The organism is Bradyrhizobium lablabi, assembly GCF_900141755.1.
GTDB classification, from domain to species: Bacteria; Pseudomonadota; Alphaproteobacteria; order Rhizobiales; family Xanthobacteraceae; genus Bradyrhizobium; species Bradyrhizobium lablabi_A.
Genome location: NZ_LT670844.1, coordinates 6,969,379 through 6,993,630, shown reverse-complemented (window position 1 = coordinate 6,993,630; position 24,252 = coordinate 6,969,379). Strand labels below are relative to the sequence as shown.

General features: G+C 62.5%; 31 protein-coding genes and 1 tRNA gene. 14 read left to right on the top strand and 18 right to left on the bottom strand.

What is annotated here, in order from left to right:
- Positions 1-174 precede the first annotated feature (174 nt).
- Complete coding sequence (rlmB, locus tag B5526_RS32500) at positions 175-1,008, top strand: 23S rRNA (guanosine(2251)-2'-O)-methyltransferase RlmB (protein WP_079543795.1); 834 nt, start codon at positions 175-177, stop codon at positions 1,006-1,008.
- Positions 1,009-1,140: 132 nt separating this feature from the next.
- On the opposite strand, the gene B5526_RS32495 is transcribed toward rlmB, so the two are convergent.
- The 4 genes from B5526_RS32495 to B5526_RS32480 form a co-directional block, all read right to left on the bottom strand.
- On the bottom strand, positions 1,141-1,632 hold the full coding sequence (locus tag B5526_RS32495; RefSeq protein ID WP_079543794.1) for a hypothetical protein: 492 nt from the start codon (positions 1,630-1,632) through the stop codon (positions 1,141-1,143).
- A 40-nt stretch (positions 1,633-1,672) separates the two neighbouring features.
- Positions 1,673-2,152, bottom strand: coding sequence for a hypothetical protein (locus tag B5526_RS32490; RefSeq protein ID WP_079543793.1), 480 nt, complete (start codon positions 2,150-2,152; stop codon positions 1,673-1,675).
- 160 nt (positions 2,153-2,312) lie between these two features.
- Positions 2,313-3,008 (bottom strand): urease accessory protein, encoded by a 696-nt coding sequence (locus B5526_RS32485; protein ID WP_079543792.1) that lies wholly within the window; start codon positions 3,006-3,008, stop codon positions 2,313-2,315.
- A 15-nt stretch (positions 3,009-3,023) separates the two neighbouring features.
- Positions 3,024-3,752, bottom strand: a complete 729-nt coding sequence (locus tag B5526_RS32480; protein ID WP_079543791.1) for a dienelactone hydrolase family protein — start codon at positions 3,750-3,752, stop codon at positions 3,024-3,026.
- Positions 3,753-3,941: 189 nt separating this feature from the next.
- Here B5526_RS32480 and B5526_RS32475 point away from each other — a divergent pair, with 189 nt between their 5' ends.
- A complete protein-coding gene (locus B5526_RS32475; protein ID WP_079543790.1) occupies positions 3,942-4,355 on the top strand; it encodes a hypothetical protein in 414 nt (137 codons plus the stop codon).
- A 67-nt stretch (positions 4,356-4,422) separates the two neighbouring features.
- On the opposite strand, the gene B5526_RS32470 is transcribed toward B5526_RS32475, so the two are convergent.
- On the bottom strand, positions 4,423-4,674 hold the full coding sequence (locus B5526_RS32470) for a hypothetical protein (RefSeq protein WP_079543789.1): 252 nt from the start codon (positions 4,672-4,674) through the stop codon (positions 4,423-4,425).
- Positions 4,675-4,926: 252 nt separating this feature from the next.
- Between B5526_RS32470 and B5526_RS32465 the strand changes: the two genes are divergently transcribed.
- Positions 4,927-5,001: transfer RNA gene (locus B5526_RS32465), tRNA-Thr, on the top strand.
- A gap of 41 nt (positions 5,002-5,042) precedes the next feature.
- Here the strand turns inward: B5526_RS32465 and B5526_RS32460 are convergent.
- Genes B5526_RS32460 through coxB form a run of 3 tightly spaced genes read right to left on the bottom strand, consistent with a single transcriptional unit; the run spans position 5,043 to position 8,607 of the window.
- Complete coding sequence (locus tag B5526_RS32460) at positions 5,043-5,384, bottom strand: hypothetical protein (RefSeq protein ID WP_079543788.1); 342 nt, start codon at positions 5,382-5,384, stop codon at positions 5,043-5,045.
- Entirely contained in the window at positions 5,381-7,921 is a 2,541-nt protein-coding gene (gene ctaD / locus B5526_RS32455) for a cytochrome c oxidase subunit I (protein WP_079543787.1), read from the bottom strand. The genes B5526_RS32460 and ctaD overlap by 4 nt, the downstream gene beginning before the upstream one ends.
- On the bottom strand, positions 7,918-8,607 hold the full coding sequence (gene coxB, locus B5526_RS32450) for a cytochrome c oxidase subunit II (protein ID WP_079543786.1): 690 nt from the start codon (positions 8,605-8,607) through the stop codon (positions 7,918-7,920). Before coxB ends, ctaD begins: the two co-directional genes overlap by 4 nt.
- 54 nt (positions 8,608-8,661) lie before the next feature.
- Between coxB and B5526_RS32445 the strand changes: the two genes are divergently transcribed.
- Positions 8,662-9,174 carry a DUF2231 domain-containing protein gene (locus B5526_RS32445; RefSeq protein ID WP_079545722.1) on the top strand — a complete coding sequence of 171 codons (513 nt, stop codon included), beginning with the start codon at positions 8,662-8,664 and terminating at the stop codon, positions 9,172-9,174.
- Here the strand turns inward: B5526_RS32445 and B5526_RS32440 are convergent.
- Both B5526_RS32440 and B5526_RS32435 read right to left on the bottom strand, forming a co-directional pair.
- Positions 9,138-9,641 (bottom strand): CopD family protein, encoded by a 504-nt coding sequence (locus tag B5526_RS32440; RefSeq protein ID WP_197688384.1) that lies wholly within the window; start codon positions 9,639-9,641, stop codon positions 9,138-9,140. The two genes, B5526_RS32445 and B5526_RS32440, sit on opposite strands and share 37 nt — an antisense overlap.
- Before the next feature lie 5 nt (positions 9,642-9,646).
- On the bottom strand, positions 9,647-10,366 hold the full coding sequence (locus B5526_RS32435; RefSeq protein WP_172842163.1) for a cytochrome c oxidase assembly protein: 720 nt from the start codon (positions 10,364-10,366) through the stop codon (positions 9,647-9,649).
- A 299-nt stretch (positions 10,367-10,665) separates the two neighbouring features.
- Between B5526_RS32435 and B5526_RS32430 the strand changes: the two genes are divergently transcribed.
- The 4 genes from B5526_RS32430 (at position 10,666) to B5526_RS32420 (ending at position 13,580) form a co-directional block, all read left to right on the top strand.
- Positions 10,666-11,988 (top strand): ferredoxin reductase family protein, encoded by a 1,323-nt coding sequence (locus B5526_RS32430; RefSeq protein WP_079543784.1) that lies wholly within the window; start codon positions 10,666-10,668, stop codon positions 11,986-11,988.
- A 119-nt stretch (positions 11,989-12,107) separates the two neighbouring features.
- Entirely contained in the window at positions 12,108-12,245 is a 138-nt protein-coding gene (locus tag B5526_RS38140; RefSeq protein WP_154071566.1) for a hypothetical protein, read from the top strand.
- Between the two features lie 10 nt (positions 12,246-12,255).
- Positions 12,256-13,068, top strand: coding sequence for a dienelactone hydrolase family protein (locus B5526_RS32425; protein WP_079543783.1), 813 nt, complete (start codon positions 12,256-12,258; stop codon positions 13,066-13,068).
- A gap of 257 nt (positions 13,069-13,325) precedes the next feature.
- Positions 13,326-13,580 carry a hypothetical protein gene (locus tag B5526_RS32420; protein ID WP_079543782.1) on the top strand — a complete coding sequence of 85 codons (255 nt, stop codon included), beginning with the start codon at positions 13,326-13,328 and terminating at the stop codon, positions 13,578-13,580.
- A gap of 83 nt (positions 13,581-13,663) precedes the next feature.
- On the opposite strand, the gene B5526_RS32415 is transcribed toward B5526_RS32420, so the two are convergent.
- Together B5526_RS32415 and B5526_RS32410 are read right to left on the bottom strand one after the other, a co-directional pair.
- A complete protein-coding gene (locus B5526_RS32415) occupies positions 13,664-13,903 on the bottom strand; it encodes a DUF6719 family protein (RefSeq protein WP_079545718.1) in 240 nt (79 codons plus the stop codon).
- Between the two features lie 183 nt (positions 13,904-14,086).
- Positions 14,087-14,797 (bottom strand): outer membrane protein, encoded by a 711-nt coding sequence (locus B5526_RS32410; RefSeq protein ID WP_079543781.1) that lies wholly within the window; start codon positions 14,795-14,797, stop codon positions 14,087-14,089.
- On the opposite strand from B5526_RS32410, the gene B5526_RS32405 reads away from it, so the two are divergent.
- Together B5526_RS32405 and B5526_RS32400 are read left to right on the top strand one after the other, a co-directional pair.
- Positions 14,796-15,074, top strand: coding sequence for a hypothetical protein (locus B5526_RS32405; protein WP_154071565.1), 279 nt, complete (start codon positions 14,796-14,798; stop codon positions 15,072-15,074). The two genes, B5526_RS32410 and B5526_RS32405, sit on opposite strands and share 2 nt — an antisense overlap.
- A 19-nt stretch (positions 15,075-15,093) precedes the next feature.
- Positions 15,094-16,284 carry a serine hydrolase domain-containing protein gene (locus B5526_RS32400; RefSeq protein ID WP_079543779.1) on the top strand — a complete coding sequence of 397 codons (1,191 nt, stop codon included), beginning with the start codon at positions 15,094-15,096 and terminating at the stop codon, positions 16,282-16,284.
- A gap of 12 nt (positions 16,285-16,296) precedes the next feature.
- On the opposite strand, the gene B5526_RS32395 is transcribed toward B5526_RS32400, so the two are convergent.
- The gene (locus B5526_RS32395; protein ID WP_154071564.1) at positions 16,297-16,533 is read right to left on the bottom strand and encodes a hypothetical protein; all 237 of its coding nucleotides are present in this window, start codon (positions 16,531-16,533) and stop codon (positions 16,297-16,299) included.
- A gap of 161 nt (positions 16,534-16,694) precedes the next feature.
- On the opposite strand from B5526_RS32395, the gene B5526_RS32390 reads away from it, so the two are divergent.
- Entirely contained in the window at positions 16,695-16,949 is a 255-nt protein-coding gene (locus tag B5526_RS32390) for a hypothetical protein (RefSeq protein WP_079543778.1), read from the top strand.
- A 249-nt stretch (positions 16,950-17,198) separates the two neighbouring features.
- Here the strand turns inward: B5526_RS32390 and B5526_RS32385 are convergent, their stop codons facing one another.
- The 4 genes from B5526_RS32385 to B5526_RS32370 form a co-directional block, all read right to left on the bottom strand.
- Positions 17,199-17,555: a hypothetical protein gene (locus B5526_RS32385; protein WP_079543777.1), complete on the bottom strand. Its 357-nt coding sequence runs from the start codon at positions 17,553-17,555 to the stop codon at positions 17,199-17,201.
- Positions 17,556-17,929: 374 nt separating this feature from the next.
- Entirely contained in the window at positions 17,930-18,124 is a 195-nt protein-coding gene (locus tag B5526_RS32380; RefSeq protein WP_079543776.1) for a hypothetical protein, read from the bottom strand.
- A gap of 207 nt (positions 18,125-18,331) precedes the next feature.
- The gene (locus tag B5526_RS32375; RefSeq protein ID WP_079543775.1) at positions 18,332-18,754 is read right to left on the bottom strand and encodes a hypothetical protein; all 423 of its coding nucleotides are present in this window, start codon (positions 18,752-18,754) and stop codon (positions 18,332-18,334) included.
- A gap of 377 nt (positions 18,755-19,131) precedes the next feature.
- Positions 19,132-19,428, bottom strand: a complete 297-nt coding sequence (locus B5526_RS32370) for a His-rich protein BRANT (RefSeq protein WP_079543774.1) — start codon at positions 19,426-19,428, stop codon at positions 19,132-19,134.
- A 289-nt stretch (positions 19,429-19,717) separates the two neighbouring features.
- Between B5526_RS32370 and B5526_RS32360 the strand changes: the two genes are divergently transcribed.
- The 3 genes from B5526_RS32360 (at position 19,718) to B5526_RS32350 (ending at position 22,383) form a co-directional block, all read left to right on the top strand.
- Entirely contained in the window at positions 19,718-20,260 is a 543-nt protein-coding gene (locus tag B5526_RS32360; protein WP_079543772.1) for a tetratricopeptide repeat protein, read from the top strand.
- A 28-nt stretch (positions 20,261-20,288) separates the two neighbouring features.
- On the top strand, positions 20,289-20,834 hold the full coding sequence (locus tag B5526_RS32355; RefSeq protein WP_079543771.1) for a tetratricopeptide repeat protein: 546 nt from the start codon (positions 20,289-20,291) through the stop codon (positions 20,832-20,834).
- A 160-nt stretch (positions 20,835-20,994) separates the two neighbouring features.
- Positions 20,995-22,383 carry a serine hydrolase domain-containing protein gene (locus tag B5526_RS32350; protein WP_079543770.1) on the top strand — a complete coding sequence of 463 codons (1,389 nt, stop codon included), beginning with the start codon at positions 20,995-20,997 and terminating at the stop codon, positions 22,381-22,383.
- 13 nt (positions 22,384-22,396) lie between these two features.
- Here B5526_RS32350 and B5526_RS32345 read toward each other — a convergent pair whose 3' ends face one another.
- Entirely contained in the window at positions 22,397-23,968 is a 1,572-nt protein-coding gene (locus B5526_RS32345) for a S10 family peptidase (RefSeq protein ID WP_079543769.1), read from the bottom strand.
- Positions 23,969-24,252: the final 284 nt, after the last annotated feature.

The window sequence follows — 24,252 nt, the reverse complement described above, 5'->3', positions numbered from 1 at the left end:
AAATCGCGGAGATCAGGCCATGGATGACGCTGAAAACCTAAGGACCCGCTCGGGCTCCCGGTCGGGCGCGTTTATGGGCGAAGCAGCCCTGCAAAGTCAACCAAGGCCGGCGGCTAATACGCGGCCGAAAGGGCCCAAATTGCCATTATTCGGAACCCATGACACAAGCCTGCCATGAACGATCGCGATCGAAAGCCAAAATTCCGGCGCGGCGGCGCCAAAGCCCCCGGCGGAGGCCGCGAATCCGGCCGCCGGGGCCCCTGGCGCGGTCGCGAGCAAAGCCCGGACGGGCCGGCCATTCTCTATGGCTGGCATACGGTGGCGGCGGCGCTCGCCAACCCCGAGCGGCATATCCGCAAATTGATGCTCACCGAAAACGCCGCCCGGCGGCTCGCCGACGAGCATATCGATACCCGCGTGACGCCGGAAATCGTGCGGCCGGCCCTGATCGACCAGCGGCTCGGGCCGGACGCGGTGCATCAGGGGCTGTTGGCGGAGGCCGATCCCCTGCCCTCGCCGGATATCGATACGCTCACCCAGGAGGGCATCGTACTGGTGCTCGACCAGATCACCGATCCGCACAATGTCGGCGCCATCATGCGCTCGGCGGCGGCGTTCGCGGTCAAGGCCATCGTCACCACCGCGCGGCACTCGCCGGAGGCGACCGGGGTGTTGGCGAAATCCGCCTCCGGAGCGCTGGAGCTGGTGCCGCTGGTCACCGTGCAAAATCTCGCCCGCGCGCTGACCGAACTGAACGACCAGGGTTTTATGACGGTCGGGCTCGACAGTGAGGGCAGCGAGGATCTCGGCGAGGTTGCGCTGCGCGAGCCGCTGGCGCTGGTGCTCGGCGCCGAAGGCAAGGGCTTGCGGCAATTGACGCGTGAGACCTGCAGCGTGGTGGCGCGGCTCGACATGCCCGGCGAAATCAAGAGCCTCAACGTCTCGAACGCCGCGGTGCTCGCGCTCTATATCGGCTCGAGCCGGCTCGGCCTGATGGGCAAAAGATGACGCCCGCTCGCATGATGCGAACGGGCGCTGATGTCTTGCGTTAGAGCATGATCCGGAAAAGTGGGAACCGGTTTTCCCTCGCGACAAACGCGAAGCGTTTGCGCGGAGATCATGCTCCAAAAAAGACTTCGATTAGTAATAGCGGCGCAGCACGCGATGACCATAGTAATACGGCGCGGCGGCGTGATAGCTGTAGCGGGGGGCGTAGCCGTAGCGATAGCTGTGATAGCGGTGATGCCAGCGATGATAATGGGGATAGCCGTAGACCGAGGGGCCTTCGCTCTCCCGATAGACGGGATAGGGCGCGAAGTTGCCGGGACCGCCATAGGTCGGGCCCTGGTTGACGTAGTAATACTGATGCACCGGGCTCGTATAGGTCTGATATTGATCCACCGGATCGGGCAGCCGCTCATAGGCCCCGCCGCAGCTGTTGCAGCCGGAGTAGCTATAGCTATAGACCGGCGCGACCGGGGCGACGTAAACCTCGGGCTGCGCGCACGGGCTGACATAGGCTCCGCACGGCGAGCACGAACCGAACAGTCCGCCGCCACACGCCATCGCCGGCACGGCGCTGGCGCTGACAACGGCAACCGCCGCTACCAATCCTGAAATCATCTGACGCATTACTCTCTCTCCTGTGGAACTGCTTTTTGTTGGCGTTGAGTTAGTGAGGAAATTTCCTGATGTTGCGATGATCAAAATTCTGCGGCGGCCGTGCGAAATCTTCTCCGCCTTGCGGGGCGAGGATAACAGGGGGCGGATAAAAGGGTACTTCGGGCTGCGCCGGCTGCGGGGTCGATTGCGCCGACCATGATTGATGAAAACTCTCCGCGGGCTGCGGCAGCCGGCGGTTGGCCGGCGGTTCGATTTCGAGACGGCCGTAGCCCGGCTGATGACCGAGGCTCGGATAGTAATGACCGACGTTCGGCACCGAATCGACATAGCGGCCGCCATAGATCGTCGGCTGCACTTGCTCGTTCTTGCCGAGGCCCCATTCGCCTTCGATGACGGCGTAGGACGCATCGATGCCGTTAATGATGATGGGCACGCCGGGACGGCCGGGTATGACGATATCGAAGCCGCCGCCGGCACAGGCCGGTAGCGTCGTTCCGATCAAAATGGCCAGTGCTATCCCGCGGCGCATGGTTTCGGGTCCCAATTTCCAGCGCAACCTATCCGAACGCGCGAGCGGAAGGGTTAAGGCCGCGGCGCAAACTGCCGGTAAGGCTAACGTGCAAGGATTTGGGCCCGCTCAATTGCTAGCGTTTAAGATAACGGAACCGTTAACGCCGCCGGCGGCACGCCTATGCGAACACCGTTTTGACGATCGTCGTGACTCCGATCGCGATGGTGACGACGCCGACGATGCCCTGCAGGCCGCTGTTGAGGCGGGTGAGCCAGCGCGCGGACAGCGTGATCGGCACCGCGATCACTGTCGACAGCGCCCCCATCCCGATCATCGAGCCGATCCCGAACAGCGCGACATAGCCAAGTCCAACGGCGGCGCTGGAGGCCTGCGATACCGCAAGCACCAAAAGTGCCGCTGAGCCTGCCATGCCGTGCATCAATCCGACCAGCAGCGTGCGCCAGCGAAAGCCGTGCGCGTGGCTGTGCGGCGCGCGGGCATGTGGCAGCGTTTCGCCGGCATGGCTATGGGCATGGATGTGGACGGTGCCGTCGCCATGGCCGTGGCTGTGAAAATGCACGCGGTCGCGCCACAGCCGCCACAGCACATGCGCGCCGAGACCGACCAGCATGATGCCGACGCCGGCCTCGAGCGGCCGCGCGAGATGTTCGGGAATCGTGTGCCCGAGCAGGATCGCAGCGCCGGCGAAGACGAACAGCGTCAGGGTATGGCCGAGCCCCCAGGTCAGGCCGTGCTTGACGATGTCGCCGACCTGGGTGCGCCGTGCGGCGATCGAGGACACCGCGGCGATATGGTCGGCCTCAAGCGCGTGCTGCATGCCGAGGAGGAAACCGAGGCCCAGAATTCCGAACATGTGTCCCCTGCTCTCTCAGACCGGCGCGCCAAACGCTTCATCCAACAGGCTCCGCATCGAGGCCCAGGAGCGGCGGTCGGCCTGTTCATTGTACAGCGCGGTGCGCATCATCGAACCATCGGCCGCCGGATTGGTAAAGCCATGCAGGGCATTGCCGTAACGGATGACCTGCCAGTCCCGCACGTCGGCCGCGCGCATTTCGTCCTCGAACGCCCTGACCTGCTCCGGCGGCGCCAGCGGATCGTCGGCTCCGGTGCAAACCAGCACGCTGGCCTTCACGCTTCCGGCAACCGCCGGCGCTTGGGTGGTGAGGACACCATGGAAGCTGACCACGGCTTTGAGATCGGCGCTATCGCGCGCGAGCTCGAGCACCACCGCACCGCCGAAGCAGAAGCCGATCGCCGCCAGTCTCGTCGCATCGACCTGCGGCAATCCTGCCAGCGCCGCCAGCGCAGCGCGGCCACGGGCGCGCATCAGTTCCGGCCGATTCCGAATATCGCCTACCAGTGTGGCGACCTCCTGCAGATTGCGCGCCCGCCGGCGGTCGCCGTACATGTCGGCAGCGAACGCCACATAGCCGAGCTCCGCCAGCCTACGCGCCCGCGCCATCTCGAAATCGCCGAGGCCCAATCCCTCGTGAAACACCAGCACGCCGGGCCGCCGCGCCGAAACCTTGTCGTCGAAGGTGAGATATCCGCGCAGATTGGTCGCCTCATGGCGGTAGTCGATATCACGTGTTTGCATCGGCGGGTGGTCTCACTTCCTTGGGCTAGAAGGGGAACTTCACACCGCCTTGAAGTGAGCACAACCCGGATTCGGAACATTCGCTGCTCGTTTTCGGAACATCACATCTGTTTGAAACGGCGCATGAGAAATAGTGGAACGTCGGTTCGACTGCGCGCTTAGGTTTAGGTCACTAGAAGGGAGAGATGCATGATCAAACTCGGACTCCTTGGCGCTACGGCGGTGGTTCTTTCATCCGCGCTGGCCGGTCCCGCCATGGCGCAGCAGGTGATCTATAATCCCGGCTATTGCGCGCAGTACTACCCAAACGCCAATTGCCAGAACAAGGGACCGAACAATCCCTACACTGGCGACTATCAGCGCCGGGCCGCCTCTCGACACGCTCCCGGCGTCGTAGGCGGCGCGATCGATACCGCGGGCGCCGCGGTTGGCACCGCAGGCGCGATTGCTACCGCGCCTTTCAGGGGCGATTCATACGCATACTACAACGGCGGCTATTACAGCGGCTGGCCCAGTCAGAGCTATGCCGAACGTAACGGTTTCGTCTGCCAGCCCGGTACTTGGTTCAAGGGCGAAGACGGCCGCCGGCATCTCTGCCAATAAAATCCGGGTGCAGTGAACCCGGATGAGGCGGCTGCAAGGCCGCCTCATTCACATATAATGGACCCGATCATCTGCCGGTGCAGCTTCTCAAAAACTGCGTCCGCGCATCGCGCTCGGTGCCGGCAGCGCCGAAGGAAGCGCCGAGACACCACTCATAGTGAACGGCAAAGTCTGTCGACCAGCGGGCGCCCTGCAGGCTGCCGGCGCAGCGCGGATTTGCCAATCCGCCGCGCACCTGGTTGAGGGCGGCTTGCGCATATTGCTTGCAGAAGGCGGGAGCCGCCGCCCGGGCGGCGGTCCATCCCGATAGGAAGGACATCGATAGCACGCATGCAGCCGTCAACCTTAGCCTGTTCGCCATGTCGCATCCCCCCAGCCGGGCTTGATTCTCTTGGTTAAAATGTAGCATCCGCCGGATGGCTTCGCATAAGCCTTTCCGCCCTTTCGCGGCAGTAGCCCTTGCCGGACAAGTCTGGTATTTGACGGCGCGCCTGCCCTGTCGACGGCGATGGCGGGACAAGCGACAAGACAGTTTCAAGCGCTGATCAGGTTTTCCGAAATTACAGCGTTTGCCGGTTTAGCTCAGCGGTAGAGCAGCGGTTTTGTAAACCGAAGGTCGGGAGTTCAATCCTCTCAACCGGCACCAACTGTTTGATGGAAAGGGCACGATGGATAACCGCGTGCCGATCACATGCACATCGTTAGCAGAAGGGGTGGGACGAGGGTAAGCACGCTGGCGACGAGGGCGGTGATGAGCGTCCAGGTGACCGCCCAATGCAGGAACGTACCGGTCAGGCCGAAAACGGGGTCAGGGCCAGCCCGGGCGATGTCGCGCCACATCCAGACCATCACCACCAGATGCGCGAGGAGTACCACGGCAAGGCCCAACCGCAGCGAACCGGCCGACCAGGCAAAAGCGCAGCCGATAGCGTGCAGGGCGTACAGAGCAACCAGCGCACTACACCAGACGGAGAAGCCGGCCGCGAGCCACCATAAGTGCCTTGGCGGTACCGGACGCTCACCGCTCACGATCGGGCCCCCAGTATCGACACGAGCGCGGGCAGAGCGAGAACAAGGCCCATTGCAATGACTCCTGTGACCAACGTGTAGTCGAGCCATAATCGCGTGAGGCGTAGATCCAGCACCCGCCGGGGCGCAATGAAGCCGGCGCCGAGACGCAAGAAGTTGCTGACGAGGAAGAGAAGGCCGATACCGGCATGCAGAGCCACATAGCCGAGCAGTGCCGCCGCGGTCGCGCCGAGCGCATGCTCGCGCGGATGCGGCGTGACACCGACGATTAAGCCGACGGCCGCGGCGATGGCCGCCAGAAGCGCCAGCACGGCAAGACCAATCCAGCCGCTCGCCCCGCCACCGGCGACGACCGCTCGCAGCGATCCATGCGCCGCCGCAGCGGCTACGGCGAGAGCCGCGATGGCGACGAGGGCGAGCATGCGGCTCGGTTCGGGTGTGATCGCGGCCGGCCAATTCGGCGCTGCGATCCAAAGATAGAAGGTCCCGAACAGCAGCGATGTGAACAGGGTGCCGTCGGCGATCAGCGTGCAGATCAACGCCAACCACGGTGGCGCGCCGGCCACCTCGGTATGAGGCGGCACATCGACGCCATGACCGACGGGCATTGGACCATAGTCGCGCGCGAGACCGGCGCGGTGCCCGGAGAACAGGAACATGCCGGCAGTCACCAGCGCCAAAGCGAGCGCCAGCAAGTAAAATTTGAACAGCATTGCCAGAACCACCGCCGCAGTGGCGAGCGCGGTGCAAAGCGGAAGGTAGGTCGGGCGCGGCAGCACGATCAGTTGGTCCGGCGCGCCGGATGTCATGTGCACGCCCAGCGTCTCCTGCCAGCCATTGCGTGTGAAGCCGAGATAGCCTTCGCCTCGCGCCAGCGACAGTCCGAGATCGCCGGGGGCGATCTCGTCGGTCCCTGTTTTTGCTAGATGCGGAATCGAGGCGAAGGCATAGGGTGCCGGCGGGATCGACATGGCCCATTCCAGCGTCGCCGAGCCCCAGGGATTGCGCCGCACGCGACGCCCGTATCGGAGCTGCACGATAAGGTCGATCACCACCAGCGCGAAGCCGATTGTCATGACGAACCCGCCGACCGAGGACAGCAGGTTGAGCCAGTCCCAGCCTTCATTGCCCTGATAGGTATAGATGCGACGGGGCATACCAAGCAGACCGGTCAGGTGCATCATGAAGAAAGTCAGATTGAAGCCGACGAAGACCAGCCAGAACGCAGGTACCGACAGGCGGTGCACGGCGGTCCGCCCTGTCAACAACGGTAGCCAGTAGTAGAACGCCGCAAGCATGGGAAAAGCGAGGGCCCCGGCCACCACATAGTGCATATGGGCGACGACGAAGTAGGTGTCATGCGCCTGCCAGTCGAAGGGCACCATGGCGACCATGACGCCAGTCAGGCCGCCCAGCACAAAGACGAAAAAGAAGCCGAAGACGTAGAGCATCGGCACGTCCCAGCGCGGCCTGCCGTGCGCCAGCGTGGCGAGCCAGGCAAAGATCTGCACTGCGGTCGGGACCGCGACGATCGCCGAGCCCACCGAGAAGAAGGCGAGCGCGAGGTGCGGGATGCCCACGGTGAACATGTGATGGACCCAGATACCGAAGCTCAAGAAGGCGAGCGCAATGATCGCGACGACGATCGCCCGGTAGCCCACGAGCGGTCGGTTGGCGAAGACCGGGATGATCGTCGACAGCACGGCGGCCATGGGCAGGAAGATGATGTAGACGTCCGGGTGGCCGAACAGCCAGAACAGGTGCTGCCAGAGGAGCGGATCGCCGCCACGCGTCGGGTCGAAGAAGGGTAGGCCGAAGGCGCGTTCTACTTCGAGCAGGATCGAGCCGAGGATCAGCGGCGGAAAGGCCACGATCATCATCATGGCGGTCACCAGGATATACCAGCCGAAGATCGGCATGCGGTCGAGCGACATGCCCGGCGCGCGCATCTTCAGGATCGAGACGACGATTTCCATGGCCAGCGACAGCGCCGAGATCTCGACGAAGGTCACGCCAAGCAGCCAGACGTCCGCGTTGACCCCCGGCGTATACACATTGGAGCTTAGCGGCGTGTACATGAACCAGCCGCCGTTGGGTGCGACCCCGGCGATCAACGCCACAGTCAGGATCGTGCCGCCGAACAGATAGCACCAGTATCCGTAAGCGGTGAGCCGAGGGAAGGCGAAATCGCGCGTGCCGAGAATCTTCGGGGTGAGGTAGACCGCGAAGCTCTCCACCATCGGGATGGCGAACAGGAACAGCATCATCGACCCGTGCATGGTGAAGACCTGGTTGTAGGTCTCGGGGTCCATGAAATCCCCCTTCGGCGTGGCGAGCTGCACGCGGGTCAACATGCCGAGCACGCCGGCGATGGCGAAGAACACGAACGACGTGATCATCATGCGCAGGCCGATGATGGAGTGGTTGACAGCAGCAAGACGCTGCAGTCCGGGCCCGGTGCCCCAAATCGCGGCGAGTTCGCGGTGCAGCCGCAGCGCCACAGCATCCTGCGACGGTAACTCGACGGATCCACTCATTTTATCCCCGCCTCCCCTGATGCGGCTGCCTGCGCAAGCGCGGCAGCGAAGTCCGACGGGCGATGGACGATGACATCGAACCGCATCCCTGCGTGACCGAGACCGCAAAATTCGTTGCATTGGCCCGCGTAGCGTCCAGGTTGATCGGCCTGAATGCGCAGGCGGTTCACGTGCCCGGGCACCGCGTCGATCTTGCCGGCGAAGCGGGGTATCCAGAAGGCGTGGATGACGTCCTGGCTGGTGACCAGGATGTCGACCGGAGTGCCCGCGGGCATGTGCAAGACGTTCCGGGTCTCCGCGCCGCCATGGTCGGGATAACGGAAGGTCCACACCCATTGCCGTCCCATGGCCTCGATCCGCGGCGGCGCTTGTCCTGGTAGCGGCAGCAGCCTCTCACCGGCAGTCAACGCATAGGCGATAAGCGGCAGCAGGACAGCGGCCGGCAGAACCAAGCCGCCGAGCACGATCCAGCGCCCCGGCGACACGCTCGAGCCCCAGCCCGGCCGCCGGATCACCAGTGCGAATAGCACCATCACCAGCGCGAAGAGAACTCCCGCACCAATCAGCATCACCCACCACAGTATGGCGATCGAAGCCGCGGCCGGCCCCGAGGGATCGAGTGCCGACAGCGGCCCGTTGCAGCCCGGAAGTACTGCGAGCGTTCCGACTTGGACCGCCAGGCACAACAGACTACGATGCCGGCTTGAAGGATGTCGTATTCGACGCGATGGAGGGGGATGATGGCAAAGCAAGACGATCTCAAGACCCAGCCCCGCAGTGAGGTCCTGCTTGAACTGCTTCGACTCGATGTCGGTTCGGCGGTTGCCGTGGTCGGGCACCCGATCCATGTGATGATGGTGCATTTCCCGATCGCATTCGTGATCGCGACCCTCGGCGTCGACGTATTCTACTGGTGGTCGGGAGACGCCTTCTGGGTGCGCGTCGGACTCTGGTCGGCCGGCATGGCCTTCTGGAGCGGCGTAGCCGCAAGCGTCGTCGGCACCGGTGAACTGTTGCTTGTACGCGGTATCCGGCTTCTTGAAGCGAGCTGGTCCCATGCTGTGGCGGCGATGACGCTGGTTGCGATCGCGGGTGCCAACTGGGGCCTGCGCCTGATCGATCCCGCGTCGATCTTGCCGCACGGCCTCGCCCTCTCCGCCCTCGCCTCCGTGATGGTGGGCTTCGCCGGCTGGCACGGGGGCAAGCTTGTGTTTGATCATGGCGTGGGCATTCTGATTTCGCCGAAGGACTGATGCAGCCAACGCGCGAGTCCGCCAGGCTCGAACAAATGCGCGGCGAACTGGTTCGAATCAATGTGCGGCTTGGCCAACACAATCCAGACAATTGCGGTGATCAATACGATATACGCGCTCGTCAAGGCCAGATAGGAAGGCCAACTGAACCGGCCTTCGGGCAAGAACAAATGCAAGAGGACCAGGCCGGCTACGACGTGCAGCATCGCCATGATCCCGACTAACACCATCTTCAGCGAGAACCATTCTGCGAAGGTGGCCTGCAGGAAGATCAGCGCCGTTCCGCTGCCGATGGCGATGAACGCGGCGGGCGAGGTTAGCTCTACGTAGACGAGGCGAGTGACGCGGTGTAGCCGGTCAAGATCCAACCCCGCCTCGAGCGTGCGCCGCTGCCAGAACAGAAAGGGTAGCGCGATCAATCCGCCCGACCAGAGCGCGATCGCGGCAAGATGCACGAATTTCAGCAAAGTTGTCACAGCGCTGGTTCGCTCGATCGCAAGCTGGACCACGCGATCGAGACCCCCGCAGCGAGATAAGGTAGCATCGCCGGCACCCACATCAGCAGGCCGGCAAGTTGCTGGTCACTGAGCGGCGCGAGCCCCCAAGCTGCCGTGCTTGCGAAATGCACGGGATAGAGCGGCCTGGGCGCGAACACCACTAACGCGCCGAGAAGGCCCATCTGCCCAATCGTTGCTACCAGTGCAACCAGCGCCGGACCGGGCTGCGCCGGCGCCAGGATCGCCCGCCACAACAGCCAAGCGCTTCCAAGGAGCGACGTCTGCATCAGCCAATAGGCAGGCACGCTGGCGAGGCCCCAAGCATAGGCGCCCGGTGTGTGCCATAGCCAGAGGATGACCGCATGTGCCGCGACAAGGATGACGAGCGGCGGCGAGCTTGCGCGCCGTTGCGGGAAAGCCAGTGCCAGAAGCGGCGCTACGGCGGCGATCAACAAGACGTGGTGCAATACCCGCACCGAAAACAGCGCTGATGACAACGCACAAAGCGGCGAGACGAAGATAACGAGCATCAGCACGATCGCCCCCCACCCTGCTCGGGTGTCGGAGGATCGGCTGCGACCAACCGCAAGCGCCAAGGCAGCGAGTATTGCGATCAGCAGCGGATCCACATTCCAGCGGGTCCAGAGGTCGTCCGGGACAGCGGCGGGACCGCAATAGGCGATCATATCCGGCATGACGGCGTTCCCCCTGGTCTGGGGCCCCGCTACAAACGTAGCTCAATCAGAAAGTGCATGATAGGCCGGAAAAGGAAGGAAAAATAGTAGCAGTTGTAGGTGAACGGGCGATGCCGCATTGCGGGAGAACTGATCGATTACTCAAGCCGTTCTATGAATCATTCTACTGCTCGCGGATTCGCAACCACGGTGGCCGGTGGCGGAATCTTGAAGGGGCTTTTCGTTTGCGATACTGCTAGATTCGCTGCGCGATAGTAACCGACGATACTCTGACCGTGATCACGGTAGGAGATCAGTTTATGCAGCTTCGCTACAATTTGCGCGGGGCCGTTTGGATCCTCGTCTACCTGCTGTTCATTCTCGCTCCCTTGTTCGCGCTCCTGGCCGGCTCGCATCCGCCGACGCGCGATTTCTGGACGGAGCTCTCGGCCGCGCTCGGTTATACCGGCTTGGCGATGATGGGGCTGCAGTTCGGCCTCACGGCGCGCTTCCGGTACGTTACCGAGCCTTGGGGCGAAGACGTCATCTACCATTTTCACCGTCAGATTTCGCTCATAGCGGTCGCCTTGGTCATGACGCATCCGGTCATTCTGGTCGCCGTTAAGCCGGAATTGCTCGCTCCGTCCAATATGCTTGATGCGCCGTTGAGTGCCTACTTTGCTTTCCTTTCGATTTTCTCGGTGATCGCGCTCGTGGTGACGGCCCTTTGGCGTGCAGCGTTGAGGATCAAGTACGAAGCATGGCATCTCACCCATATCATGCTCGCGGTTGTCGCTGTCACCGCGGGAATCGTGCACATGGTAGGATCAAGCTTCTACCTGGTTGATCCCTGGAAACGAACGTTGTGGATCGGCCTGACGATCTTCTGGATCGGACTGCTGCTTTACGTGCGGATCGCCAAGCCGCTGTTCATGCTTCGCCGGCCGTACCGTGTCACGGAAGTGCGCAGGGAACGCGGCGACACTTCGACGTTGGTAATGCAGCCGGATGGTCACCCCGGCTTCCGCTTCAGCCCCGGCCAGTTCGGTTGGCTGACGCTGTGGGGGAGTCCGTTCAAGATTACCGCGCACCCCTTTTCATTCTCGTCCAGCGCCGCGGCCGCGGATGGACGCGTCGAGATGACGATCAGGGGCCTGGGCGACTTTACAAATGAAATTCACAAAGTCCCGGTTGGCCAGCGCGTATATCTTGATGGACCCTATGGCGCTTTCACGATCGGCAATCCGGCGGACATGCATGTGTTGATCGCTGGTGGCATCGGGGTAACGCCGATGATGAGCATGATCCGCACGCTCGCCGACCAAGGCGACAAGCGACCCGTCGTCCTTTATTACGGGGTCCAGGACTGGGATTCGATCACTTTCCGTGAAGAGCTTGAAGCGCTGAAAGCGCGGCTCAACCTGACAATTGTCTACGTGCTCGCAAAGCCACCGGCTGGTTGGACCGGTGAGCAGGGCTTCATCAACGCGGAGATGTTCAAACGTCACCTGCTGCCACCATATGCCGACCATGAGTATTTCATCTGCGGGCCAAACGTGATGATGGACGCGATCGAAAAGTCTCTCGGCGAGATGAACGTGCCGATCTCGAAGTACCATTCTGAGCGCTACAGTTTTGCGTAAGGAGGTTTCCGATGCGCCGATTGTTTGCCGACCGACTGGTCCTGGCCACGGGAGCGATTTTGATCTTGATGTCGATCATGTTCGCCCTTTCGCGTGTGGCCGGGTAGACGAGGAGCATCATGAGCGCCTACGCAGCCGGACTGTTCGGTATCCTGATCGCTCTTGGTTTGCTCGTCTTCCTCGCCTTTCGAGGAAAACCGAAGGTCGGAAGTTCAATCCTCTCAACCGGCACCAATTTTCCGGCGATCCCCGTGTGAGCCCGTCCTGATGCATAGGATCGATCGACGGACGGTTTTGGCGGGGCTTGGGCTGCTCGCGCTGCGCCATCCGGCCCGCGCCGGAACGCCCGAACGGCTCGGTGTCGATACCGACGATGGCCGTGTCGTTTTGACCCGGTACGCCGCCGACCGGACTGGCGCGCGCCCAAGTGTCCTCCTCCTGCACGGCACCAACGGCTTCGACCTCAAGCCCAGCGCCTATGAGCGGTATGCCCATGCGCTCGCGGCGAAGGGCATCGACGCCTATTGGGTCCGCTACCTCAGCGAGGCCGATGTCTCGAGCTTCAAGACAACGCGAGAGCGCCGCGAAGCCTATGAGACCAGGCGATTCGATGACTGGGCCAAGAAAGTGTCGAGCGTCGTCACCACGATCCTGGCGCGTCCGGACTGTTCGGGCCGCATCGGCCTGCTCGGCTTCTCGCTGGGCGGCTATGTTGCCGCCAATACCGCTGCGCGCGATGAGCGCATCACGGCACTCGCGGTGATGTATGGCGGCCTGCCGGATGCGGTGGTGCCAGAGGTCAAGCATCTGCCGCCGCTGATCGAACTGCATGGCGAGGCGGATCGCAACGTTCCACCGGCCAAGGGCGAGGAGCTGGTCAAACTCGGCAAAGCGATCGGGGTGGACGCCGAATTCGTCGGCTATCCGGGCAAGACGCACGGGTTTGACTTCTCGGACAATGATCCGATGACGGCCGACGCGCTCGGCCGCGTGGTCGGGTTCTTCGAAGCCCGGCTCCTCACAGCCACCCCCACACCAGCATCAGATTCGCCGCGCACGCCGCCAGCAGCGCAACCGTGAGCGCGACATGCACTTTTTCGCCGGAGGTTTTGAAGGTCGTTCCCATGCCGGCAAAACATCCGGCGATTCTACCCGGGGAGTCTCGCACGATATTTTTTGCGGAATAAAGGACTCGTTTACGACTCAGGGAAAAAGCCGTCACATTCGGAAACTCGCGACTCAAATGTCCTCCTCACTTGCGCGTGAACTGCCGCCTGGCGGCGGGCCGAAACCCTGCCCCGTCAAGCGCGTTGGGGTGTGTTACCGGAGACGTTTCGATGCCCTATGCGCTGTTCAGTAATGACGCCCAGTTGAGCAAGGCTTATCCGACCGAAGCCGATGTCTGGAAATTCGCCCGGCAGAGCGGTCTCGTGGTCGACGCGGCCACGGAGCAGGATAAAGCGGCGCCACGGCCGGTCCTGGACAATGACTACGAGATAAGACCCTGCCCGCTGGAGCCGCAGGAAGATCCCGCCAGGAATCAGGCCGAAGCCGAGCGTGAGGCCGAGATGGAATTTCAGGTCAATCAGTGACGGCTCGCACGGTGAAAGCTCGTGCAGTGACGGCTCGCCGCGTCGTCCGGGCGTTCGCCGGGACGACCTACGGGAGACCAGTCCTACGGCGTCGCTACCGCCAGCGAGGCCTGCTCCGAGGCAAGCGCCACGCAGGCTTTGCGACGGTGCAACCCCCTGATCGCGCCGGTGACCTTGAGCACCTTTCCGGCCGGACAAGAGGCGTCCTGCACAAAGGCGACCTCATAGGGCGCAAGCACAAGGGGTTCGGATTTAAGGACGGTCTGGGCAAGGCACGGCAGCGCAACCGCGCACAAAACCGAACCTAGTAACAGGGTACGCATGTTCTTGTTGTCCACCAACCCGGCGGAACCATAATAGCCGATTGCATGCGGAAGTTTCGTGACCAGCGAAAATTATTTTTTGCGCCGCACCCGGGCGGACGGCGCGCCCGCGCCGCAGTCCCATTTTCAAAGCAAAAAGGCCGGCGAAGCCGGCCTTTTCGTATCGATCCATCCGAAGCGGCGTCAGTACTTGGCGGCGACCGGGCCACCCCAGCCGAAGCGGTAGTTCACGCCGACCTTGACGGTGTGCTCGTCGTCCCGGAAGCGGGAGCCGACGATCGGGGCGGGCCCGCCGGTGAAGGTGGTGCTGCCAAAATTGTAATACTGGTATTCGGCCTTGGCGGACCAGTTCGGCGCGAACATGTATTCGAGACCGGCGCCAACTGTATAGCCATTCTTGTGGGTACTGTCGGTGGTGAACGCGGCGGGCGTGCCGGCCACCGCTACCCCGATATTGGGGTTGTCGCGCCAGGCGTAACCGCCCTTGGCGTAGAGCAGCGCCGGACCCCAGGTGTAGCCGAGCCGGCCGGTTACCGAGCCGAGCTGGTTGTTCTTCGCGGTCACCACAGTGCCGCCCGGGAAAACCAGATTACTGTTGTTGTTAGACAGCCAGCTGTACTGGGCCTCCGCACCAACCACCCAGTTGGTCGCGAACTGGTAATCGAAGCCGCCCTGCACGCCGCCCATAAACCGGCCGCCGCTGCCCTCCAGGCTGTTGTTGCCCGCGAACGCGCCGCCGAGATGGCCGCCGATATAAAATCCGGTCCAATTGTAGATCACTTCCGGCGGTGTATAGACCGGAGCCTTGGTGTAGGTACGCGCCGGCATGTCGGCCGCGAACGCGGGAGCCGCGAACGCAAGAATGGCGACTGTACCGAGCAAAACTCTCTTCATGATTGCTACCCCGTTATGTCGCTTGCGACATCAGTCAAACAACGTGGCCTCAATTTGGTTGCTTCGCGGCGATGCCGGAACGTTGATCGTTCGTAACTGTGACGCCGCGGCAACAGCGCCGATTTGTTCCATCAACGTCCTGTTTCTGCCGAAAAAACAGATGGTTCTCCGTTATGCTTTTGTCAGCGCCTTTGGCGATCCGGTTCAAGGCTCGCTGAAAAGTGATCGGGCTTCGGAACCGCTCCTTCAGGCGAAAAGAAGCAATCAGAAATCGTGAGAAACTGGGAGGATACGGGATGCCCGCGGACCAACTGATGGGCGACTTTCCGCCCGCGCCGGACCGGCTGGTGACGCTGTCGAACTGGCGCAAGGCGCCGTTCAACTCCTGGGGTTTTCGGAACGTCCGCCGGCTGCTCCCGACCGCCAACATCGCCGCCGCCGGCCGGCCGCTCGCGCTGGAAATGGCGCCGGAGGAGATCGGGCATATCGGCTTTACCGGCCATGATGGCCGCCCGACCACACTAAGCCACGCGCTGCGCGCCACCGATACCGACGCCTTCGTCGTGCTGAGGCGCGGGCGGATTGCGATGGAGTGGTACGGAAGCGGCATGAGCGCCACCACCCCGCATATCGTCTTCTCCGTCAGCAAGTCGATTTGCGGCACGCTCGGCGGCATCCTGGCGGATCGCGGGCTGCTCGATCCGGATGACCGCGTCATCGACTACGTTCCCGAATTGAAATCGTCGGTCTATGCCGGCTGCACCATCCGCCACCTTCTCGACATGGCGGTCGGCATCGCCTTCAACGAGGATTACGAAGACCCAAGGGGCGACGTGGTGCGCTATCGCCATGCCGCGGGATGGGATCCGCTGCCCGCCGGCGAGGCGCCAATCGATCTGCGCGGCTTTCTTGCGCTGCAAAAACCTGACGGGCAAAAGCACGGCGAATTGTTTCACTACGTCTCGACCAATACCGACGTGCTCGGCTGGGTCTATGAGCGCGCCTGCGATCAGCCTTACGCCGACATCTTAAGCGAATATTTGTGGGCGCCGCTTGGCGCCGAGCGCGACGCCTATATCACCGTCGACGCGCAAAATGCGATGCGCGCCGCCGGCGGCGTCTGCGTCACCCCGCGCGACCTCGCCCGCTTCGGCGAGATGATCCGCCGGCGGGGGGTCGCGGACGGCCGGCAGGTGGTGCCGGGTGAGTGGATCGACGATATCAACGAACGCGGTGATCCCGAAGCGTGGGCACGTTCGGAGCTCGCCGAGCTGTTCCCGCAGGCGAGCTACCGCAGCCAATGGTACCGGGTCGACCGGGTGAAGCGCGTGCTCTGCGCGTTCGGCATTCACGGCCAGTGGATCTATATTCACCCGGAGGCCGAGCTCGTGATCATCCGGATGGCGTCGGAGGCGACCCCGCTCGATCCGGATCGGGTACGCGGCTGGCGGCGCGGTTTTGACGCAATTGCGGATTATTTTTTGTGAGACTTTGAGACTTCACGCTTTGAGACTGAAGGCGCCGCGCGGCTGCTCCCGTTTGAGACTAGCAGGCCGCGGACGAGGCGTTTGGCCCTCGAGCCACGCTTCCGTCTTTGCCAAATCTTTCAGCGCACGGGCAAGCTGACGTGCGGCGCGGCGTTCCGGCCCAAATGGCATAGCGCGTGCCTTACGCATCATCTCGGCCGCCGCATTGCGGTAGGCGAGGGAGCGACGGAAGAACAGCAGATTGCTCACGGCTTACTCCTATCGGGATATGCACGAGCATGGACGAGTGTTCCTGAATGCCGGATGAAAGCCGTTGTTGCCCGACATTCCCTGCGCGACGGGCAGCCATGACCGGAGCGGGAACTCTTCGCCCGTCAAAGCGTTTCGATGATCGCGCCGTGGAGTAGTCCGTGCAAACGAAGAAGCCATCAGGGTTGGACACCCCGTCGGGGCTGCTGAGGCTGGTCGGCCACGCCGCCATGGGCGTCGCGATGGGGCTTGGGTTCGCGCTCGTCCTGGTGCTGATGGAGCGGTCGGGCATCGCCACGGTCTACGATCACGGGGAAAGTCGCGGATCTCTGGAGTCTGTCGGCACCCTCGTCCTTAGCTTCGGGATCGGTGCGACCTTGACCGGGCTGGTCTTCATGATGACGGAAGACAACTGACGCCTCCAGCGGAACGATGGCTGGATCGAACGGTTGGCCCTCCAACCCGAAGGGGCGCCACGACGTCACGCGAGCGGAAGCTTCGCCCGAGCGCAAATCGCAAGCAGCATCTCGACGATCCCGCTTTGGAAAACCATCGGCAAACCGGTCAACGATCCGCCTGTTTAGGCAGATCGAACTTTGCGAACGGATGCCTGCGATCTCTAAGTCTCGTTTTCTATGTCATGTGCCCACTGAGTCATGTTGCCGCTAAGTCATGCTGCCCGGCATAAAGCACCGGATCGAGATTTGATCGTCAAACCGCATCGGCCAAACCATCGTGCGGCCCGCCCGATTCGGCTCGGTGATGACAGCGTCATCGGGAACGTCGATCCAGGCATTCTCAAGGCGGACCCGGTAGTGACCGTCTTTGGACTCCCAATCGGGGTCTGCGACGCTCTCACCATCCGCCATCGAGCAGCAAAGACCTTTGCCGCTCGCGAGATGATCGAACCAGGGTTTAAGCGGTGAATTGGCGTAGCGGCCGTCGAGGTCGCGCGCTGTCACACTACCAACAAGGCAAGCGACTATCATACTCAAGGTCAGACCAAACACGATGCGTTTCATTGTGACGCTCCTGAATGTCGAAACCAGCCCCCTTCGTCTTAAGCAATCTTCATGCCGCGCTGTGCGAATCGCAATGCCATGATAACCTACGATCACAAGATAGCGACGCTGTCGCGGCGACTATATGGCTGCACGACTCGGCGTGGGTTCAATTTCGCAGACCCGGCGCCGGTTCCGGCAAATCGTCGTTGCCGGAGATTCTGATGTGTGGCGTGATCGGTGGCGTTCAATCGTGACTGAAGGATGGACGTCTTCACTCGTGAGTGAACGATCAACGTTGTCTCGGCAGCGGTATTTAGTTTTAGTCCGACGGGATTGATCATCATCAACGCGCCGAGCTTGCCCGGCGCTACGCTCCATCGCAGCAATCCGCTTCAGGTTTTCGCAGGCCTGCCACGCTTGGCGAACGGTTCGCCCTGTAAGCCGGCATTATTTCGCAAAATGCCCGCCTTTTTCATTGCCTCGGTCCGCTCAGGACCAGCAGGCATGCGGCGAGCCTCTTCGAGCGCCGCCAACGCTTCGGCTTCCAATTCGAGCCTGGACCGCGGATCTTTCTTGTCCTGGGACATCGGAGGCGAAGCTATGTCAGCCGTCCGGGATTGTCTGTCCGGTGTTGGACACTGGAACGAGCGCGGGGAACGGAAATCGTTGCTGGAGATTTGGCCGGGTTGAGCGACCTCCTAGCAGTATCCCTTTGGTTGAACGCGATGATTTCGGAAAAACCGGTTTCCAGCCGCCGCGGCGTCGTCTGAGCGCATGTTTCTCCGAATCAAGCGCTAGCGCGTCAGCTTTCCCAGCTCCGGGAACGCAGTATAGACCGCGCCGGCACAGACATCGCTGGCGTTCTCGACCATGCGGTCGAGCCGGCCATTGACATAGAGCACCGCGCGCTCGCGCAATTCGCGATAGCTGCCGTCGGATTCGCGCGGCGTGAAGCGCAGGCAAGTGACATACCGCACCCGCCCGCCGACGGTGCGCTGCACCGGCTGGGCCAGCGCGGCATCATGCACGCCGACGGGATTGTTGAGATAGGTTCTCATGAACGCCAGCAATTCGGCGCGGTAATTGTCCGGAAAGGGCTGGTTGACGCCACCGCGATCGTCGTCGAAGGCGATGCCTCTGCCGTCGTCGCCGCCCGCGCAGGCCGCAAGCACAATTGGCAGCAGCAAAATCGCCGCGCGCTTTACCGATATCCCCAAGTGCTATCCCCAAGTGCTATCCTCAAGTGCTACCCTCAAGTGCTACCCTCAAGTGCTACCCTCAAGTGCAACCCGCTTTTTCCCACTGAAAGCGAATCCTAGACCGTACGCCGGCGAAAGGGAATTCGTATCTCGGTGATCGTGCGAGGGCTGGAAGTGCCCGACCCGCGTAACCGCGCGCATGATCCGCCAAAGTGTGAGCGGTTTGGCGATCCGATCATGCGCCCTCTTCATAAAAGAGGGCGCGATCGGACGCAAAACCGGCGTCCACTTTTGCTGATCGCGCCCGCGGGACATAATGGCTCACGGGCCGGGCTTGATATCCGCAAAGCAGCGGCGGGGGCAATGTGGATGAAGCCGCGCCCAGCGGATTGGTGTCAGCCGCGTTTGGTCGTGGGCGCAATGTGCTTGGTCGAGGCCTTCGAAACCTTCGAGAGCTTGTGCGTCTTGACCGCGGCCACGCGCTTGTGGGTGCGATGATGGGCGACATGCTTGCGATGATGTCGGCTGGTCTTGGTGCTGGTGTTCAACGTGCTGGACTTCACCGGTGCGGTTTTGGCCAGCGGCGCCGAGTTGGTCTTGGCGGCCGGTGCAGAATCGGTGGAACTCGCGGCGAGCGCCGGCGCGGCGAGCACTGAAACGGCAAGCAGGGCTGCGGAAATGGTCTTCAACATGCTGGTCTCCTGTTTCCTCGGGGGATCGCGAGGTGGCCGGCCGGGTGACCGGGCTCGTCAATCATGCGTACGAAGCTAACTTTTGCGCGCTGAACCCGCCCTGAAGCAGGGCGATGGACTTCGTTCATCTGGATGACATCTTGGTCATGTTCGCGTCGCCCGATGTCGCGTATGCCGGCCACGATCCGCTTCAAATTAAGGCCGCTACCGGGAATGTTATGACGGCCCGGGTGTTCAAGTCGTTGGGCTTCGGTGTAGGATCGGCCCCATCGCAATTCGGGAGAGACGGATGATGAAATTCGCAATCAGGCTTTTGGCGCTGGCAATTTACGCGATGGCGCTGGCCGCCGTACCCCTGATCACAACCGCGTATGCCTCGGGCGATGAAAAGCCTACGCCTCCGGCGTCGGACACCAAGAAGGAAAAGAAGAAAGACAAGAGCTCCAGCATCGAGGATTCCAGATTCCTCGCAGGCTATCGCGAAGCCTACGCCACAGTCTACGACCGCAACGACTACGCTTCAGCCATCGAGCAGCTGAAAGCCCTTGGTCACGACGACAACGCCGCGGTGGCAAATCTGATCGGCTATTCCTACCGCAAGCTCGGCGACTACAAGGTTTCGCAAATCTGGTATGAGCGCGCGCTGAAAGCCGACCCCAACCACGTCAAGACCTGGCAGTATTACGGGCTGTGGCAGGTCGAACAGGGCAACCGCGACCAGGCGCAATATCATTTGAGCCGGATCGCCGCTTTGGCCGGCACCAATAGCGAGGAATATCGTTCGCTCGCCGCCGCGCTGGAACAGCCGCCGGGCACTGGTCTCGTCTACTGATCCCTCGGAACTTCAACAGGAGAGATGCATGAGGAAATTTGCGAGGATTTTGACGCTGGCAATGTTCTCGACGGCGCTGGTCGCGGCACCACTGGCTAAGGCCTACGCCAACCCCGACAACAACGCGCCGCCGCCCTCCTCGACCAAGTCCACCAAGTCCAAGAAGAAGACCAGCGAAGTAAGGCCCAGCAGCGAGGACGCCGCCTTCGCGAAGGGCTACCGCGCGGCCTACGCTACGATCTATGATCACAACGACTACGCATCCGCCATCGATGAGCTGAAGGCGCTCGGCCACGACGACACCGCCGCCGTCGCCAATCTGATCGGCTATTCCTATCGCAAGCTCGGCGACTACAAGCTCTCGCAGGTCTGGTACGAGCGCGCGCTCAAGGCCGACCCGAACCACGTCAAGACCTGGCAGTATTACGGGCTTTGGCAGGTCGAACAGGGCAACCGCGATCAGGCGCAATACCATCTGAGCCGGATCGCCGCGCTTGCGGGCACCAATAGCGAGGAATATCGCTCGCTCGCAGCAGCCCTGGAAAAGCCGCCCGGCACCGGTCTGGTTTACTGAGTTCGGCGAGCACAGATCATCCGCCGCAAATCAGCCGGCGCAAACTTCAAGAAAGTTTGCGCCGGCTTTGTTTTGTCCGTTAGCATCCAACACCATTCCTGCCGAATGGTCGACACATCGTCGACCGCTTTAATCATCCGACACTCCGGAGATCGCGCACGTGGAATCATGGCTGCCGTCCGCGATCGAATACATCCACCGATGGATCGAATTTCAACACCGCGCCTCGCAGCGGCCCGGCTGCATCGTCGCCATCTCCCATCGCGACCAGATCGTCGCCGAATACGCCTTGGGCCACGCCAACCTTGTGAACCGCGAAAAGCTCACCCCACGCCACCGCTTTCGGATCGCATCGCATTCGAAGAGCTTCACCGCGACGGCAATCATGAAGCTCCGCGAACGGCGCAAGCTGCGGCTGGACGATCCGGTCGGACAATATGTGAAGGGCCTGCACCCGCAAATCGCGGAAACGACGATCGCGCAAATTCTCTCGCACAGCGCCGGGCTGACCCGCGACGGCGCCAACGCCGGACAGTTCAGCGATCGACGGCCATATCTTGGCGAGACAGAGCTCCTGGCGGAGCTTCGCTCGCCGCCTGCCATCGAGCCCAATACGCGTTTCAAATATTCGAACCACGGCTTTGGATTGCTTGGTCTTGTGATCGAGGCGATCACCGCGGAGCCTTATCGGGTCTGGATCAAACGCGAGATCGTCGACGCCGCCGGATTGCGCGAGACCGAGCCCGACATGCCGATCGCCAAGGGCATTCCGTTCGCGCGCGGCCACACCCTTCAGCTTCCGCTGGAACGCCGCCTCGTTATTCCCGGCGACAACCCGACCCATGCGATCGCGCCGGCCGCCGGCTTCGTCAGCACGGCAAAGGATGTCGCCCGGTTCTTCGCGCAGCTATCGCCGGCGGCGAAGCGAAGTGTGCTTTCCGCCAACAGCCGCCGCGAGATGATCCGCAAGCAGTGGCGTAATCCGCACGCGAGCCTGGAGGGACATTACGGCCTCGGCATCATGAGCGGCAAACTCGCGGGCTGGGACTGGTTCGGCCACAGCGGTTTGTTCCAGGGCTATGTCTCGCGGACCTCCGTCATCCCGGCCTGCGACATCACGATCACCATCCTGACCAATTCGACCGATGGGCTGGCCGTATTCTGGCTCGAGGGTGTCATGCACATCCTGCGCGCCTTTGCCGCCGGCGGCGCACCGAAGCGGCGCCTTCGCGACTGGACCGGACGCTGGTGGAGCATATGGGGCGCGGTCGATCTGGTGCCGATCGGAAACCTTGTCGTTGTCGCCAATCCGCACCTCCTCAATCCGTTCATGGATGCAACGGAAATCGAGCTCACCGGCCGCGATGCCGGCCGGATATCGCTGGCCACTGGTTATGCAAGCCATGGCCAGGCCGTGCGGCGCACCCGCAACAAGGCAGGCCGCGTCACCGATATCTGGCTCGCGGGCAGCAACCTGAAGCGGGAGAAGATCCTGGCGGCGGAGATGGAGCGCCGTTACGGGCCGCGCAAAGCCCGGCCCGCCCGCTAAGCGCGCGCCAGCATCACTTCATCAACGCCTCCGCTTCGGCGCGAAAAGCCTGGCGTGAGGCGTCGCGCGAATAAAACATATGCCCGCCGGGATAGACCACGAGCTTGACCCGTTCGGGTGAGCCAAAGGCCGGCAACTGGTCGAGCAGGATTTGCGAGCCGAAATAAGGCGTGGCGAGATCGAACAGGCCATGCGCCACCAATACCTTCAGTTTTGGATCGAGCGCGAGAATTTCCCGCAATTGGGAGAGCGACTGCGGCGGATTGAGGCCGTGGCCGAAGTCCCAGGCCTTTTCGACATCGCCATTGAGCAAATGGTAAGAGCCGTCCGGCCGCCAGTTCAGCTTGCGCGTGGTGAGATCGACGGCGGCGCTCGTCAGCGGCGCGGTCAAGGCGTCGCCGGACGGATCCCTGAAACGAAAGGAACTTGAATCCGGATAGGGATCGAAGCCTTTCACCGATGCGTCATAGCGTCCGGTCACCCTGCCATTCTTGCGGTCGAATTCGCGGCGAAACTCCGCAATGTCGAAACGCCCCGCGAGCCTGCGGCTCACCGCCTGATCGATCCCCGTCAAGTGAGCGAACTTGTCGGCAACGCGCGTCGTCGCTTCAGTGTCGGCCCCGCCTTTGAGAAGATCGGTCACGAATTCGCCGCGCGCATAGCGCTCGACGTCGATCATGTCGGCGCGGGTCACCGCGCCCTTGGTCTCGCGCGCCACCGCGGCCATGGTCGGAAGGCTCCAGACATATTGCAGAATGCTGGAGCCTGAAAATTCGCGGAAATCGAATACCGGCGAAACCAGGATGAGGCCGCTCACCCCGACGCCCTGTTCGGTCTGCAAATTACGAACGAGTTTTGGCCCGCGGATGCCGCCATAGCTTTCGCCGGCGACAAATTTTGGCGAGAGCAGGCGGGTGGATTTTTCCAGCCAGCGGCGGATTGTCACCGCAAGCGCGTTGACGTCGCCCTCGACCGAGAAAAACCTCTTGCGCACGTCGTCGCCGGCCGCAACGAAGCGGCTGTAGCCGGTGCCGACGGGATCGATGAAGATGAGATCGGTGAAGTCGAGCCAGGTCTCGGCGTTGGGCTCGAGATCGGGCGACGCAGAGGGGATCGCCGCGTTGCCGTCGATGGGAAGCCGCCAGGGGCCGCAATTGCCGAGCTGCAAATAGGCCGACGCAGCGCCCGGCCCGCCATTAAAGAGGAACGTCACGGGCCGGGTGCGGGCGTCCGCGCCATCGAGCTGGTAGGCGGTATAGGCGATGTCGGCTTGCGGCTCGCCCTTCTCGTCGAACAGGCGGATCGAACCCGCGGTGGCCGTGAAATCGAGCGTGCGCCCGGGCAGCGCCAGCGTCTGCTTGGTCGTGGAATCCGGCGGCAGGCGATGTTGCTCTGCGGCAGCGGGCGAAGTCGGGGCGTTGGCGCGGCCGCCCGATGCTCCGGATTTCTGGCCCGAGGGCACTGCTGCGGGTTGCTGCGGCGGTGGTTGCGGGGAATCCTCGGCGTGCGCCGCGACGGCCAGCGAGAGCGCGATCATCGCCAGCATCAAGCGCGCATGGCGCGGCGCCGGGAAATGGATGGCCATGTCGCTGTCTCTCCCGATCGTCCCACTCCGGCGCGGTCTCATTTAGGAGAGCCGGCGTTTCCGATGAGAGACGGGTTCTAGCTCGAAAATGCGACAGGTCCATACACTGCGCAACAGCAACAGGTTTTGCGGCGATCACAATCCCGCTGGCGCGGATGGATCAGTTCGCGAAACCAGTCACGCCGGCGGAATTGCCCGGTAATCCCGGGGCTTTTTCTTTACCCCAACCCAATTCGGCTTTTCACTGATCTCGACAAGGATGGCCAAGGTCGTATAGACGACCC

Bases quoted from the DNA above. Each gene is read 5' to 3' on its own strand.
- B5526_RS32480 (WP_079543791.1), bottom strand. From the start codon at position 3,752: ATGCAAACACGTGATATCGACTACCGCCATGAGGCGACCAATCTGCGC.
- ctaD (WP_079543787.1), bottom strand. From the start codon at position 7,921: ATGAGTGGATCCGTCGAGTTACCGTCGCAGGATGCTGTGGCGCTGCGG.
- B5526_RS32385 (WP_079543777.1), bottom strand. From the start codon at position 17,555: ATGAAACGCATCGTGTTTGGTCTGACCTTGAGTATGATAGTCGCTTGC.
- B5526_RS32355 (WP_079543771.1), top strand. From the start codon at position 20,289: ATGAGGAAATTTGCGAGGATTTTGACGCTGGCAATGTTCTCGACGGCG.
- B5526_RS38140 (WP_154071566.1), top strand. From the start codon at position 12,108: ATGAGCGCCTACGCAGCCGGACTGTTCGGTATCCTGATCGCTCTTGGT.
- B5526_RS32495 (WP_079543794.1), bottom strand. From the start codon at position 1,632: ATGCGTCAGATGATTTCAGGATTGGTAGCGGCGGTTGCCGTTGTCAGC.
- B5526_RS32420 (WP_079543782.1), top strand. From the start codon at position 13,326: ATGCCCTATGCGCTGTTCAGTAATGACGCCCAGTTGAGCAAGGCTTAT.
- B5526_RS32475 (WP_079543790.1), top strand. From the start codon at position 3,942: ATGATCAAACTCGGACTCCTTGGCGCTACGGCGGTGGTTCTTTCATCC.
- B5526_RS32370 (WP_079543774.1), bottom strand. From the start codon at position 19,428: ATGTTGAAGACCATTTCCGCAGCCCTGCTTGCCGTTTCAGTGCTCGCC.
- B5526_RS32470 (WP_079543789.1), bottom strand. From the start codon at position 4,674: ATGTCCTTCCTATCGGGATGGACCGCCGCCCGGGCGGCGGCTCCCGCC.
- B5526_RS32435 (WP_172842163.1), bottom strand. From the start codon at position 10,366: ATGCCGGATATGATCGCCTATTGCGGTCCCGCCGCTGTCCCGGACGAC.
- B5526_RS32405 (WP_154071565.1), top strand. From the start codon at position 14,796: ATGATTGCTACCCCGTTATGTCGCTTGCGACATCAGTCAAACAACGTG.
- B5526_RS32400 (WP_079543779.1), top strand. From the start codon at position 15,094: ATGCCCGCGGACCAACTGATGGGCGACTTTCCGCCCGCGCCGGACCGG.
- B5526_RS32445 (WP_079545722.1), top strand. From the start codon at position 8,662: ATGGCAAAGCAAGACGATCTCAAGACCCAGCCCCGCAGTGAGGTCCTG.
- B5526_RS32490 (WP_079543793.1), bottom strand. From the start codon at position 2,152: ATGCGCCGCGGGATAGCACTGGCCATTTTGATCGGAACGACGCTACCG.
- B5526_RS32485 (WP_079543792.1), bottom strand. From the start codon at position 3,008: ATGTTCGGAATTCTGGGCCTCGGTTTCCTCCTCGGCATGCAGCACGCG.
- B5526_RS32415 (WP_079545718.1), bottom strand. From the start codon at position 13,903: ATGCGTACCCTGTTACTAGGTTCGGTTTTGTGCGCGGTTGCGCTGCCG.
- B5526_RS32410 (WP_079543781.1), bottom strand. From the start codon at position 14,797: ATGAAGAGAGTTTTGCTCGGTACAGTCGCCATTCTTGCGTTCGCGGCT.
- B5526_RS32380 (WP_079543776.1), bottom strand. From the start codon at position 18,124: ATGTCCCAGGACAAGAAAGATCCGCGGTCCAGGCTCGAATTGGAAGCC.
- rlmB (WP_079543795.1), top strand. From the start codon at position 175: ATGAACGATCGCGATCGAAAGCCAAAATTCCGGCGCGGCGGCGCCAAA.
- B5526_RS32345 (WP_079543769.1), bottom strand. From the start codon at position 23,968: ATGGCCATCCATTTCCCGGCGCCGCGCCATGCGCGCTTGATGCTGGCG.
- B5526_RS32430 (WP_079543784.1), top strand. From the start codon at position 10,666: ATGCAGCTTCGCTACAATTTGCGCGGGGCCGTTTGGATCCTCGTCTAC.
- B5526_RS32425 (WP_079543783.1), top strand. From the start codon at position 12,256: ATGCATAGGATCGATCGACGGACGGTTTTGGCGGGGCTTGGGCTGCTC.
- B5526_RS32360 (WP_079543772.1), top strand. From the start codon at position 19,718: ATGATGAAATTCGCAATCAGGCTTTTGGCGCTGGCAATTTACGCGATG.